The sequence below is a fragment of the Bacillus sp. FSL W8-1127 genome, from assembly GCF_038006725.1.
Taxonomy (GTDB): Bacteria; Bacillota; Bacilli; order Bacillales; family DSM-4216; genus Bacillus_O; species Bacillus_O smithii.
Genome location: NZ_JBBOVU010000001.1, coordinates 2,708,326 through 2,721,588, shown reverse-complemented (window position 1 = coordinate 2,721,588; position 13,263 = coordinate 2,708,326). Strand labels below are relative to the sequence as shown.

15 protein-coding genes are annotated in these 13,263 nt (G+C 42.0%); 8 read left to right on the top strand and 7 right to left on the bottom strand.

Annotation, left to right across the window (positions count from 1 at the left end):
• Positions 1-5: 5 nt before the first annotated feature.
• Together menB and NST12_RS12740 are read left to right on the top strand one after the other, a co-directional pair.
• Entirely contained in the window at positions 6-824 is an 819-nt protein-coding gene (menB, locus tag NST12_RS12745) for a 1,4-dihydroxy-2-naphthoyl-CoA synthase (RefSeq protein ID WP_003352704.1), read from the top strand.
• 76 nt (positions 825-900) lie between these two features.
• Positions 901-2,406, top strand: coding sequence for an o-succinylbenzoate--CoA ligase (locus NST12_RS12740; protein ID WP_341101426.1), 1,506 nt, complete (start codon positions 901-903; stop codon positions 2,404-2,406).
• Positions 2,407-2,558: 152 nt separating this feature from the next.
• On the opposite strand, the gene yidD is transcribed toward NST12_RS12740, so the two are convergent.
• Positions 2,559-2,801: a membrane protein insertion efficiency factor YidD gene (gene yidD, locus NST12_RS12735; RefSeq protein ID WP_270583970.1), complete on the bottom strand. Its 243-nt coding sequence runs from the start codon at positions 2,799-2,801 to the stop codon at positions 2,559-2,561.
• Between the two features lie 126 nt (positions 2,802-2,927).
• Here yidD and NST12_RS12730 point away from each other — a divergent pair, with 126 nt between their 5' ends.
• Positions 2,928-3,368, top strand: a complete 441-nt coding sequence (locus tag NST12_RS12730; protein ID WP_048623879.1) for a Dps family protein — start codon at positions 2,928-2,930, stop codon at positions 3,366-3,368.
• 999 nt (positions 3,369-4,367) lie between these two features.
• On the opposite strand, the gene NST12_RS12725 is transcribed toward NST12_RS12730, so the two are convergent.
• Together NST12_RS12725 and NST12_RS12720 are read right to left on the bottom strand one after the other, a co-directional pair.
• Positions 4,368-4,580 (bottom strand): hypothetical protein, encoded by a 213-nt coding sequence (locus NST12_RS12725; RefSeq protein ID WP_048623878.1) that lies wholly within the window; start codon positions 4,578-4,580, stop codon positions 4,368-4,370.
• 209 nt (positions 4,581-4,789) lie between these two features.
• Positions 4,790-5,662, bottom strand: coding sequence for an EamA family transporter (locus tag NST12_RS12720; RefSeq protein WP_341101425.1), 873 nt, complete (start codon positions 5,660-5,662; stop codon positions 4,790-4,792).
• A gap of 453 nt (positions 5,663-6,115) precedes the next feature.
• Here NST12_RS12720 and ahlS point away from each other — a divergent pair, with 453 nt between their 5' ends.
• Together ahlS and NST12_RS12710 are read left to right on the top strand one after the other, a co-directional pair.
• Positions 6,116-6,964 (top strand): AhlS family quorum-quenching N-acyl homoserine lactonase, encoded by an 849-nt coding sequence (gene ahlS, locus NST12_RS12715; RefSeq protein ID WP_341101423.1) that lies wholly within the window; start codon positions 6,116-6,118, stop codon positions 6,962-6,964.
• A 17-nt stretch (positions 6,965-6,981) separates the two neighbouring features.
• Complete coding sequence (locus NST12_RS12710; protein WP_048623875.1) at positions 6,982-8,106, top strand: zinc-dependent alcohol dehydrogenase family protein; 1,125 nt, start codon at positions 6,982-6,984, stop codon at positions 8,104-8,106.
• A 116-nt stretch (positions 8,107-8,222) separates the two neighbouring features.
• Here the strand turns inward: NST12_RS12710 and NST12_RS12705 are convergent, their stop codons facing one another.
• Positions 8,223-8,468 (bottom strand): DUF6154 family protein, encoded by a 246-nt coding sequence (locus tag NST12_RS12705; RefSeq protein ID WP_003352715.1) that lies wholly within the window; start codon positions 8,466-8,468, stop codon positions 8,223-8,225.
• A 238-nt stretch (positions 8,469-8,706) separates the two neighbouring features.
• Between NST12_RS12705 and NST12_RS12700 the strand changes: the two genes are divergently transcribed.
• Together NST12_RS12700 and ytkD are read left to right on the top strand one after the other, a co-directional pair.
• Entirely contained in the window at positions 8,707-9,051 is a 345-nt protein-coding gene (locus NST12_RS12700; protein WP_341030081.1) for a hydrolase, read from the top strand.
• Positions 9,052-9,128: 77 nt separating this feature from the next.
• A complete protein-coding gene (gene ytkD, locus NST12_RS12695; protein WP_003352721.1) occupies positions 9,129-9,611 on the top strand; it encodes an RNA deprotection pyrophosphohydrolase in 483 nt (160 codons plus the stop codon).
• Here ytkD and NST12_RS12690 read toward each other — a convergent pair.
• Genes NST12_RS12690 through NST12_RS12680 form a run of 3 tightly spaced genes read right to left on the bottom strand, consistent with a single transcriptional unit; the run spans position 9,608 to position 12,198 of the window.
• Positions 9,608-10,417, bottom strand: a complete 810-nt coding sequence (locus NST12_RS12690; RefSeq protein WP_048623873.1) for an ABC transporter permease — start codon at positions 10,415-10,417, stop codon at positions 9,608-9,610. The two genes, ytkD and NST12_RS12690, sit on opposite strands and share 4 nt — an antisense overlap.
• The gene (locus NST12_RS12685) at positions 10,404-11,174 is read right to left on the bottom strand and encodes an ABC transporter ATP-binding protein (protein WP_327823836.1); all 771 of its coding nucleotides are present in this window, start codon (positions 11,172-11,174) and stop codon (positions 10,404-10,406) included. The genes NST12_RS12690 and NST12_RS12685 overlap by 14 nt, the downstream gene beginning before the upstream one ends.
• A 13-nt stretch (positions 11,175-11,187) precedes the next feature.
• Positions 11,188-12,198 (bottom strand): ABC transporter substrate-binding protein, encoded by a 1,011-nt coding sequence (locus tag NST12_RS12680; protein WP_003352724.1) that lies wholly within the window; start codon positions 12,196-12,198, stop codon positions 11,188-11,190.
• Positions 12,199-12,529: 331 nt separating this feature from the next.
• Between NST12_RS12680 and NST12_RS12675 the strand changes: the two genes are divergently transcribed.
• Positions 12,530-13,255, top strand: a complete 726-nt coding sequence (locus NST12_RS12675) for an alpha/beta hydrolase family protein (RefSeq protein WP_244878074.1) — start codon at positions 12,530-12,532, stop codon at positions 13,253-13,255.
• Positions 13,256-13,263: the final 8 nt, after the last annotated feature.

Here is a 13,263-nt window from a genome sequence, read left to right as displayed (position 1 = left end):
TGAAAATGGGGTTTCCTTGGGTTAAGGAACGCGAATACGAAGATATTATTTATGAAACTTATAACCACATTGCCAAAATTACGATTAACCGCCCGGAAGTCAGAAATGCTTTTCGGCCGAAAACGGTCATGGAAATGATCGATGCTTTTTCGTATGCTCGCGATGATTCTAATATTGGAGTCATCATTTTAACAGGTGCGGGAGACAAAGCGTTTTGCTCCGGCGGTGACCAAAAAGTCCGCGGCCATGGCGGCTATGTAGGAGAAGATAATATTCCGCGCTTAAATGTTTTGGATTTGCAGCGTTTGATTCGCGTGATTCCGAAACCGGTTATTGCGATGGTAGCCGGATATGCCATTGGCGGCGGTCATGTCCTTCATGTCGTTTGCGATTTAACGATTGCGGCTGACAATGCGATCTTCGGACAAACCGGGCCGAAAGTGGGAAGCTTTGACGGTGGATACGGAGCTGGCTATTTGGCTCGTCTTGTCGGTCATAAAAAAGCGAGAGAAATCTGGTATCTCTGCCGTCAATACAACGCTCAGGAAGCATTGGAAATGGGGCTTGTCAATACAGTTGTTCCACTTGAGAAATTAGAAGAAGAAACGGTGAAATGGGCGGAAGAAATTTTAGAAAAAAGTCCTACGGCCATTCGTTTCTTAAAAGCGGCGTTCAATGCCGATACCGATGGCTTAGCCGGAATTCAGCAATTGGCCGGCGACGCAACGTTGCTTTATTATACAACCGATGAAGCAAAAGAAGGACGCGATGCCTTTAAAGAAAAACGTAAACCAAATTTTGGACAATTCCCGCGTTTCCCTTGATATCGTACAAGAATCACGAAGAAAGCTTGATGGAATTCCATCAAGCTTTTTTGAATCATAGAAAGGAGGTTTTCGTGTGGCCGCAGTATTACCCAATTTTTTAAAACAGCGGGCATCATTAACTCCTGACCGTCCTGCCGTTCTTTTTCATGATCAGTCTTATACGTTTCAAGACGTTTTCGAAAAAGCGCTGAAATTCGCGGGAAAAATTGCATCCTACTCCATCAGTTCGGGGGATGCGGTAGCCTTGTTAGTCAAAAACAAACCGGAATCGATTTTTATTATTTATGCTTTACAGCAGTTAGGCGCAGTGGCGGTCATGATCAATACAAGATTAACAGAATCAGAAATCTCATGGCAGATTACGGATTCAGAGGCCAAGCTCCTGATTTACGATGATGAATTTAAAGATACAGCGGATCGCGTCCAAAATCAAAAAGGGAATTTGGAAAAAGCAAGCATAGATGAACTGAAGGAAAGAGAGCCGCGTCTTACATTTATTGCTGAAGAGTGGAAGATGGATCATATATGTTCCATTATGTATACTTCAGGTACGACCGGCAATCCAAAAGGAGTATTGCAATCATATGAAAATCATTTTTGGAGTGCAGCCGGTTCTGCGTTGAATTTAGGGTTAAAAGAAGATGATCTATGGATTTGTGCTGTCCCTCTTTTCCACATCAGCGGCTATTCCATATTAATGCGCAGCATCATATACGGAATGACTGTTCGGCTATATGAACGATTTGATGAAGAAGACATCAACAATAAGCTGATCAACGGTGAAGGAACGATTATTTCCGTTGTGACGGTGATGTTGCAGCGTTTGTTGAATAATCTTGGGAATAAATCCTATTCATCACGTTTCCGCTGCATGCTTCTCGGCGGAGGGCCGGCGCCAAAATCGATTTTGGAACAATGCTCTGAAAAAGGAATTCCCATTTTTCAAACATACGGAATGACCGAAACTTCCTCGCAAATCGTAACGCTTCCGCCTGAATATAGTTTGAGCAAGCTTGGATCAGCCGGAAAGCCGCTTTTTCCAGCGCAAATTCGCATTATGGAAGATGGGAAAGTGCTGCCTCCTCTGAAAGCCGGAGAAATTGTCGTGAAAGGACCAAATGTGACGAAAGGTTATTTGAAAAGGGAAGACGCAAATCGCGAGCGATTCCAAGATGGTTGGCTGTTCACGGGGGATATCGGCTATTTGGATGAAGAGGGTTTTCTGTATGTGTTGGATCGTCGTTCAGATTTGATTATTTCCGGTGGAGAGAACATATATCCGGCAGAAATCGAATCGGTTCTAACGGGACATCCGGATGTTGTTGAAGCCGGAGTCATTGGGGTAAATGATGCAAACTGGGGCCAAGTGCCGGTTGCGTTTCTCGTCGTGAAAAAAAACGTTCCAGAAAAGGAATTATTGGATTATTGCCGAATGCATTTGGCAAAATATAAAATTCCAAGGCGCTTTTTTACCGTGCCGGCATTGCCAAGAAATGCGTCCAACAAATTGTTAAGAAGAGAATTAAAACAGCTGTACCGGGAAATGATGAAAAAGAATGCCCAAAACTCGGATGAATAAAAAAGGCTTGCCAAAGCGGCAGCCTCTTTTTTATGGATTGACGTTTTCTTTTAAGGTAAATGTCAATGCCTCTTACTTACATATAAAGTTGGAAGCGAATTGTAACGATTCGGAATTTAGATGGTCGCTTTCTTAACGAACGAGTTTCTTTTTCAATCATCATTCTTTTTTTGCGGCCATTTTTCTGGTACGGGATCATAGCCGCCGGGATGGAAAGGATGGCATTTGCTGATTCGTCTTAATGTTAACATTCCGCCTTTCAGGACGCCGAAGCGTTCTATCGCTTCTAAACCGTACTGAGAGCAGGTTGGATAAAATCGGCAAGAAGGAGGTTTTAATGGAGATATCGCTTGTTGGTAAATTCGGATAAAGAATATGGCAAACTTTTTTCCCATGATACACCTCTCCCTAGCAGTAGGTTTATTTTATCATGATTCAAGATCGAGGTACAAAAAATGACAAGGTTCCATGTTTAGTTTAAAATGGAAATGGGAACAACATAAATGTGGAGGGTGATAAAAATGTCGGAAAAATTATTGGAAATCGTCAATAAGCAAGTAGCCAATTGGACAGTGCTTTACACAAAATTACATAACTTCCATTGGTATGTAAAAGGTTCACAATTTTTTGTCCTTCATGAAAAATTTGAAGAATTTTATAATGAAGCAAGCGAAAATATTGATGAATTGGCAGAACGACTGCTGGCATTAGGCGGTCAGCCGATCGCTACGTTGAAAGAAAGCTTGGAAGTAGCTAGTGTGAAGGAAGCCGAAGGAACGGAAACCGCTGAAGAAATGGTGCAGGCGACCGTAAACGATTTCTCGATCTTAATAAAAGAATTAAAAGAAGGAATGGACTTGGCCGCAGAAGTGGGCGATGACACGACGGGAGATATGCTGCTTTCCATTCACCAAAAACTAGAAAAGCATGTTTGGATGTTGAATTCTTTTCTTGGCAAATAAGTAGTGTGAGGGTGTCCTGAATTTGAATGAGGAACACCCTTTTTTATTCATGCAATCATCATAAAAACACTATGGAGTGTATAAAGAGTACAATACAAGTCAATACATTGAGCCAATGAACTGGGAGATTCACACTTTCAAAAATGAACTTCCGGAAATATCCGAATGAAGGCTCAAACATCATTCAGAGCATGTTGGTGTTTAAATGAAAAAGCAACCTTTCCGAGTGTTTACTATTTTTTATTCGTGTAACACTCTCATTTCTTTTTTTAAATGGCTCTGTTAAATGTTTGCTGTTTTTGCAAAATAATGGACCTTAGATGGATGAGGTCCATTTATCTATGTGCGCCCGGCATGTACATGAACTATAGGGTGTAAGTCCCGAACCCCGAAGACAGAAGTAGAGGTTAGCCAAGAGCAAGGGTGTCCGTGGTGACGCGGAATCTGAAGGAAGCTGGAGGCAAAACACCGGTCCGAGGAACACGAACCTCATATAAGGCTAGGTATGATTGAGTGAGTTTGCATAACAAAACAAAGCTCTTTCTGTCGAAGGTCATATCGAGTAAATGAGGCGGATAGATGGTGTGAAAGTGCATGTACTTACCCGGGGAGGTCTGGCGGATATGTGAAGTACTCTTCATAACCTACTTAGTGATAAGTAGCTGAACCGTCAGAAGTCAGCAGAGGTCATAGTATTAGTTGGTCTAGAACAACTAAGAAGGACCGAACAATTAAGAGAGAATAGCCCTTGGTATTCAGTGAGTCATGATGAACACAGAAAACGTAGTACCTCACTTGAGGGAGGAAGCGGTGAATCCCGTGGGAGACCTCTTGGAGGGTGGAGTGACCACTGGCATAAAGAGAACAGCTATTCACGGAAGTTATAAAGACTTGCGTCAATTATCTTAATTGAACCGCCGTATACGGAACCGTACTTACGGTGGTGTGAGAGGACGGGAGTTAATCGTTCCCTCCTACTCGATTAGAAATCCATAAAACTTATTTTTCTTTGAAAATTGCTGGATTTTCAGCAACAAGTTCTACATACCCACATTGAGTGCATACAAATGCGTTAACGCTTGACGTTTTTCCTTTAAAGAATCCTGACTTCATCTTTTCAATTAGCAATGCTCCCCCGCCACCGCCGGGGATTACAGACACCCTAGTCATCTCTTCTTGGCATCTTAAACAGTTTCGATTATTGGTTTCCATTTGTGTTGCCCCCTATTTCCTAAAAACATACGTTTTGATAATAAATTAGTTTTACATCTGGTAAAACGTCGGGGAATACAGGTAATTCTTCAGCTTGGAAATTCGGAAAGATAATTATTAACATGATGATAACTTCCTTTAATATGCTCTTTCCGATCTTATTGAAAGCGATCATGTTATGAAATAACGGGTATGATCGATGGGTCAAACTATCTTCTTTTTTGCTTTCCGGGTTTAAAGGACAATAATCCTAACCCGATGAATAACAAAAGAACTCCTGTCCATGCAATGGGAGCCAGCGTCTCACCAACTATGAAAACACCAAGTAATGCAGCAGTGAGCGGTTCAGCCAAAGAAAGGGTAACCGCTGTTGAGGCGTGGATCCCCATCAGTCCTTTCGCAAAAAACATATAAGAAAGCGCAGTGGCAAAAAGTCCGAGATATAAAGCAACAGCTATCCCATGAAGATCTAATAGCCATTTGAGATTGTATACAAATAAAAAGGGGGTTAAGAAAATCGAACTTAAAGTAAACACAACCCCAACTACTGCCTCGGGTATGTGCTTTTCGAGCAAATGTTTCGTGATCAACGTATATGCCGCAAATGATAATCCCGCACCAATTGCCATAATGATGCCTAACGGCGCGGCATTCATTTCATGATCATTCCGAATAAGCAATAGACAGCCCATCATTGCTAAAAACGTCGCAAGCCACCAATTTCGTTCAGGAATTTTCCTCTTCACAATCCATTCAAGGATGCCTGCCAAAATCGGGGCGCTTCCGATTGCCGTAACGGTTCCTATTGCGACTCCTGTTAATTTCACTGCGGAGAAAAAAAGCGGTTGATAGGCAGCGATACATAATGCAGCCATGATAACGGGGATAACCGACCACCCTTGATGATTTAATTTCCCTTTCAAAAAAGCGGAGATGAGCAACGCGGGACCGCCGATGGCTAACCGGACAGCTCCGATAACAACAGGGGTGGCGCTATCAGGTGCAAAAGTTTGGGCTGTTCCCGTTGTCCCCCATAATATTGCAGCTAGAAAAACAAGAAAAGCAGACCTCCCATCTGTCATAAGAAATTCTCCTCCTGTAAAAAGAAACACCATGGTCAAAGGGGGGATGGTATCTAACTTTTTTCTTTATTATATATTATTCAGAAAATATATAATATTATAAAGCGTTTAGATTTTAACATACTACTTTTTTATTTCCAAGAGAAAAAGAAGACGTCGTTATGGAGCAGGTATTAAACTGTACGCCTTAATAAAACGGAAATTTCACTTTATATTTAATTATTAGATAATTTATGTAATAATGAATTAAAAGAATAGACCGAATTGAACAAAAGAGTGATTTGATTTGCATCTGGTGGAGGAAAAAATGACGGACGGTTTTAGTGATCCTAATCGGGGGTGATAAAAGGATAAGGGAAAGGATAGCTGAAATTTAGAGGATTATTGAATGTATTGGATTCGTTGGGAAAATGAAAGAGCCGTCAGTAAATACGGAAAGATGGAGGTGCTGTGATGACGAATTTTGTGAAAGCGCATTCTAAACTATATGTGCTGGATAATGGCCGAATGAAAATGGATAAAAACTTTATGGTTGCCATGCATAATCCGGCTACTGTAGATCATCCAAACCAGCCTGCGGAATTTATTGAGTTTCCGATTTATACCGTACTGATCGATCATCCGGAAGGAAAAATTTTGTTTGATACCGCTTGCAATCCGAACTCAATGGGAGTGAAAGGGCGCTGGGAAGAAATGACCCAAAAGACCTTTCCTTGGGAAGCGAGCGAAGAATGCTATTTACATAACCGGCTGGAACAGTTGAAAGTGCGTCCTGAAGATATCCGATACGTTGTAGCTTCTCATTTGCATTTGGACCATGCCGGCTGCTTGGAAATGTTTACAAATGCGACGATTATCGTTCATGAAGATGAATTGAACGGTGCTTTAAGATGTTATGCTGAGCATCAAAAAGGCGGCGCCTATATTTGGGCTGATATTGATGCTTGGATCAAAAACCATCTGCAGTGGAAGACCATCGGCAGAAATGAGGACCAGCTTAAATTGGCGGAAGATGTGACGCTTTTGAACTTTGGCAGCGGCCATGCTTGGGGGATGTTAGGTCTGCATGTTCAACTGCCGGGTACGGGAGGAATTATTTTAGCTTCCGATGCTGTCTATTCAGCTGAAAATTATGGCACTCCCATCAAAGTTCCGGGAATTATTTATGATTCTTTAGGTTATGTAAAAGCAGTGGAAAAAATTAAAAGATTGGCGAAAGAAACCAATTCTCAAGTATGGTTTGGCCACGACAGCCAACAATTTCAATCATTTATTAAGTCTACTGAAGGATATTATGAATAGGGAGATGTACTAGCAAAATGAAGACAAAATCAGCCGTATTGTATGAGTTGGGATTATCACGTCCGTATGCAGAAAGCCAGCCTTTGAAAATAAGAGAATTGGAGCTGGATCCGCCGAAAAGGGGAGAAATCCTGGTAAGAATCAAAGCGGCTGGATTATGCCACTCAGACTTATCTGTGATTAACGGCGACAGACCAAGGCCTACACCAATGGCACTGGGACATGAAGCAGCAGGAATTGTAGAAAAAGTCGGAGAAGGGGTAGACGATTTACAAGAAGGCGATCATGTAGTTTGTGTCTTTGTTCCTAGTTGCGGACATTGTCTGCCCTGTCAGGAAGGTCGGCCGGCTTTATGCGAAAAAGGAGCCGAAACAAATAATCAAGGTACTCTATTGAGCGGTGAAAGAAGACTGCATGAAAACGGTTCAGATATTCATCACCATCTCGGCGTTTCGGCTTTTTCTGAATATGTAGTGGTTGCCAGAAATTCAGTTGTAAAAGTGGATAAGGATGTACCGTTTGAACGATTGGCATTATTCGGATGTGCGGTGATGACCGGAGTCGGAGCAGTAGTGAATACCGCAAAAGTACAGATGGGAAGCACCGTGGCGATTGTCGGGTTGGGCGGAGTCGGTTTGAGCGCCCTTTTAGGCGCGGTGGCATCTGGTGCGAGAAAGATCGTCGCCATTGATCTGAATCAAGAAAAGCTGGAATTCGCCAAACAGCTTGGTGCGACGGATGTTTTCAATGCAGGAGATGAGCATGTAGTAGAAAACGTGAAGGCCGCTACTGACGGAGGGGTTGATTATGCGTTTGAAACGGCAGGAGCGGTACCGGCCATGGATACGGCTTATAAAATTACCAGAAGAGGTGGAACGACGATTACAACCGGTCTTCCTCACCCTTCGCACAAGTTTTCATTCACGCAAGTGACTTTAACGGCAGAGGAAAGAACGATGAAAGGTTCTTATGTCGGAAGCTGCGTTCCTTCCAGAGATATTCCGAGATTTATTGATATGTATAAACAAGGGAAACTGCCGATTGATAAACTTCTTAGCGGCACTATTCCTTTGGAGCAAATCAATGAAGGATTTGACCGCTTAAGCAATGGTGAAGTCAACAGGCTGGTTGTCCTCCCATAATAGGAAATTTGCAATCAGCACTAATCGAAAACACATGATGACGTCTTGCGATTTTTTACCGGGCGTCATCATGTGCTTTTTTTTGTGGACCGTAAAGTCATGGCTTATGTAACCAATTAGTGGAAATTGTGCTTTCCTTTTAACAGCTGTTCATCTTCCTGAGCAAATTTTTCCTTTAATTCTTCAAATAAATATAATCGAAAAAAATATTCCAGTTCTGGATCGGGCAAATCGTGGATGATATCCAGCAGTTCTTTTCGAGACAAATGTTCTAAAACGGATAACGTAATCATATCTAAGTCTTCTTCCGTTCCTTGCAAGCGCCCTCGATACAGTTCGTATAATTCATCGACTAATTTCATATGGAAAGCCTCCTTTACCTTTGGATTCCAAAAGCTTTTATGCAAGCATTCTTCTCCATTTTTTCCGTTTGCTGATGATTTATTCCGAGCGATGGAGAATGGCGGATTTTTAACTTTCCACTTCTTTTTCTTTCTTAGCGTTAAAAGGTTGTGAAAAGAGCAAATAGAAATGCTTGTATATTATAAGAGCGAGTGGAAAAAAGTAAAAATGAGAAATAGGAAAAGAGGAGGATATCATTTGGCCGGTGAGAAAAAAACTTACTATGTACATGTCGGGAATGGAGAGATTCTCACAACATCCCAGGATTCCCCATGGAATTATCGGATTTTTGCCACAGACGAAGAAATTACTCGTTTGCGCGAAATATTTGAATCGAATTATTCGGTAGAATGGCAAAATTTTTTCCGCAGCCACGCCCCGTATGTTCAATACCATTACGATCGGGAAAATGATGCCTATGACCGAAATCTTCGCAAAATCTATGAAATGATTTATCAATTGGGCGATGATGAGGCCAAAAATCATATCGAACAAATAGGGATTTTGGATGGCAGCTATTGGGACGAAAAAGGGGATTTGTAACGAATAGAAGGAATGCGAAACGATTCATTCCACGGTATAATATCGGTAAAACCAAGAAAATCGAGTGTGACCAAAAAATGAAGAAGTTTTACGATCAAAACGGATATGAAGTGCAGCTTTGTTTTTCTCAAAATGCTTTTACCATCCCTCCAAAGCATGTTCTTGTTCTATGCCGATACGACGATAGCTGGCTTTTGACCAATCATCCGAAAAGGGGATTGGAATTTCCAGGTGGAAAAATCGAAGAAGGAGAAACGGTGCAAGAGGCCGCCAAAAGGGAAGTTTGGGAAGAAACAGGCGGCCTGTTGAACAACCATTTGCTCTATTTGGGTGAATATTTGGTCAAAGATCCTATAAAGCCTTTTGTAAAAGCGATATGCTACGGCATGATTGATTCGTTGGTTCCTAAAAAGGATTATTTGGAAACAGACGGCCCGGTCTTAATAAAAGGGGACTTGAATCGGTATTTGAACTCAAGTAAATTCAGCTTTTTGATGAAAGACGATGTGGTGCAGCAAACGCTGCGTTATTTGAAACAATCGCAGGGCATTTCTTTTTAGTTTCGATTCTTGGCCGTTAATTTTTCCAACACGGCTACTGCTTGATACATAATGGCTGCCAATACGGCAATGATCAATAACGACATGAGTACAAGCGTAAAGTCAAATACTTGGAACCCGTAAATGATTAAATAACCGAGTCCTTCGTTGGAAACAAGATATTCTCCGACAATCACGCCTACCCATGATAGACCGACATTTACTTTCAAAGTAGAGATGATCGCGGGGAGGCTGGATGGAAAAACAGCTTCTTGAAAGATTTGTTTCCGGGTGGCTCCGAACGTCTGCAATACTTTCAAGTAGTTTGGATCCACTTCCCGAAAGGACGTATATACGACGATGGTGGTGATGATGACGGAAACCACTGCTCCCATCGTGATGATGGAAGTAAAACCAGGGCCTAACGCGACGATGAGAATCGGGCCAAGAGCTACTTTAGGCAGAGCGTTTAACACAACGAGGTAAGGATCCAAAATCTTGGAAAGAAGAGGAGACCACCACAAAATAGTGGCAAGTATCGTGCCGGCTAAAGTCCCGATGATAAATCCCGCCGCTGTTTCTGTTAAAGTAACGACCATATGGTGAAACAAGGAAGCATCGCTGATTTTATTGAGAAGCAAATGCCAAATTTTAGAGGGAGAGCTGAAGATCAGCGGATCCACCCATTCCCGGCGGCTGGCGACTTCCCAGATCGTGAAAAAGGCGAGAAATAATAGGATCTGGCATATGGTGATGAACCGTTTTTCCTTTTTGATTTTTAATTTATAGTTCTGATGCAGTGAGGAAATGCGATCATCTATTTTCAAGACTTTCCAACTCCTTCCATATTTCTTGGAAAAACGGTGTAAAGGATAAATGGTTTCTTGCTTCGAGCGGAGAAAGGGATCTCAGTTCATCCGGCACTTCAAAGACTTTATGGATTCGTCCGGGACCTTTGGAAAATAGATAGATCCTGTCGCTCATACAAATCGCTTCGCCAATATCGTGTGTCACTAAAATAGCCGTTTTTTGAAAAGACTTTAGCGTTTGGAAAACTAAATCCTCAAGCTTCAGTTTTGTTTGATAATCTAAGGCAGAAAAAGGTTCATCTAATAACAGCAGTTTCGGATTGACTGCCAATGTTCGGACTAGTGCCACTCTTTGCCGCATTCCCCCCGACAGCTGCCGAGGTGTTTGATTGCGAACGTTTTTTAATCCCATTTGCTCCAAAAGGGATAGGGCGTTTGCTTTACTCGTTTCGTTTAATTGTTTCATTACTTTTAAGCCGAGCAGAACGTTTTGTTCAATGGTTTTCCAAGGAAATAAGTAATCTTGCTGAAGCATATAACCGATGGTATTTTTTAAATTTTTTGGATGTTGTCCGTCCACATAAATCGTTCCATACGTCGGGGTCATCAGTCCTGCGATGAGCGATAGGAGGGTTGTTTTCCCGCAGCCGCTCGGCCCTAATAAAGAAATAAATTCGCCTTCCTCCACGGTCATTTGAATATTATGAACAGCTTCGAAAGCTGCTTCGGGGGTAAAGTAAGTATGAGAGACATGATCGATTTCGACGAAACTCAAGAATAGCCCCTCCTTAATCTTTTATGGCTTTCTCGGCAAATGAAGTGTTTACAAGAGTTTTGTAATCTACTTGCTTAGGAAGTTCACCGGCTTCCTTCATGATCGATTGCAAATGATTCCATTCTTTTGGATCGAGTATTGGATCAGTTGCATAAGTTCCTTGATTTTTATACCGATCAATCGCTTTCGCGAGCATATCGGTATCCGTATCTTTAAAATAAGGGTGGATGACTTGCGCAATTTCTTTCGAGTTATGGTCAGCGACCCATTGCTGAGCTTGGTAGATGGCACGGGTAAATTTAGAAACAGCAGATTGGTGAGATTCCATATAGCTTTTTGTCGCCATGTAAGAAGTATACGGAACATGGCCTGATTCTTTTCCGAACGAAGCGACGATGTATCCTTTTCCTTCTTTTTCAAAAATGGAGGCTTGAGGTTCAAATAATTGTACGAAGTCTCCGGTGCCGGAAGCGAATGCGTTCGGGATGTTGGCATAGTCGATATTTTGTATCAGATGGAGATCTTTATGCGGGTCAATTCCGTTTTTCTTTAACACGTATTCTCCGACCATTTGCGGCATACCGCCTTTACGTTGCCCGAGAAAACGGGAGTCTTTTAATTGGCTCCATGTAAAGTGATCTATCTTCTTCCTGGAAATGAGGAACGTTCCGTCTGTTTGGGTCAATTGAGCAAAATTAATAACTGGGTTTTTAGAGCCGCGAGTGTAGACATAAATCGATGTTTCCGAGCCTACAAGCCCGATATCTGTACCGCCCGACAACAGAGCGGTCATCGTTTTGTCGCCGCCCCAAGTGGTTTTTAACTGTACGTCCAATCCTTCTTTTTTAAAAAAGCCTTTGGCGAGCGCAACGTATTGGGGGGCATAGAAAACCGATCGTGTCACTTCTGCAACTCTTATTTTTTCTGTTTTTTGAGTTGTTTCATTCGATTGGCAAGCACTTAACCCAATGATTAACACGGCAGCAAAGAGAATGGAAAACGACATTTTAAACGTACTCGACATGGACAATGCCTCCTTTAGTCATTTTATAGTACGTTTGATTCATCCTATTTTATGATGACGGCAAAAAATGTGTGAACGCCCATTTTGAAATGCGTTGCAAGAAAAGCTGTACAATGGGCGAATAGGATGTGCCGTTTTTTGCCTCAATTTCCAAAAAACAGTAATTTATCAGTTTTAGTACAAAGTACATAGGATCGTGGAAACAAATTCTTGGAGTTGAACAAAAAACGGCTGCAAGCAAGAGAACGGGAAAGGTGGTGGTAACGTGCAAGATGGTCAGATCATTGAACGATATGTTTTTCCTTCTCCTAGTCCAAATGTGAATCTTTTTATGATTACCTATTGGTCAAGCGGTTTAAGGGTGAAAGGGTTGCTTGCGGTGCCGAAAAAAGAAGGTCTGTATGATGGATTATTATACTTGCGGGGCGGGATCAAAAGCGTCGGTATGGTTCGACCGGCCCGAATCGCGCAATTTGCTTCGGAAGGATTTGTTGTATTTGCACCTTTTTACAGGGGAAATCAAGGAGGAGAAGGAAATGAAGATTTCGCGGGAAAAGATCGTGAAGATGCTTTTTCCGGTTTTGAATTGTTAAAAAGAAATCCGAAGGTGGATCCTAACCGAATTCATATTTTCGGCTTTTCCCGCGGCGGTGTTATGGCACTGCTGACAGCGATTGAAAAACGGGATGCTGCTTCGGTCGTTTCATGGGGCGGGGTAACAGATATGGAATTAACTTATGAAGAGCGGAAGGACTTAAGAAGGATGATGAAAAGGGTGATCGGCGGAAGTCCGAAAAAAGTGCCAGAAGAATATAAGTGGAGAACACCTATCTATCATTTAGAAAATCTTTGTTGTCCAGTGTTGATCATACACGGGGGAAAAGATCAAAATGTATCAATTGAACACGCTTACCGCTTGGAAAAAAGACTGAAAGAATTGGGAAAACGTGTGACTACTTGGTATTTTCCGAACTTCACTCATTATTTTCCGCCCGCAATGAACCGCAAAATGGTGACATCCTCTTGTCAATGGATGAAAAATCAGGTCCTGTCGTGATAGGATAA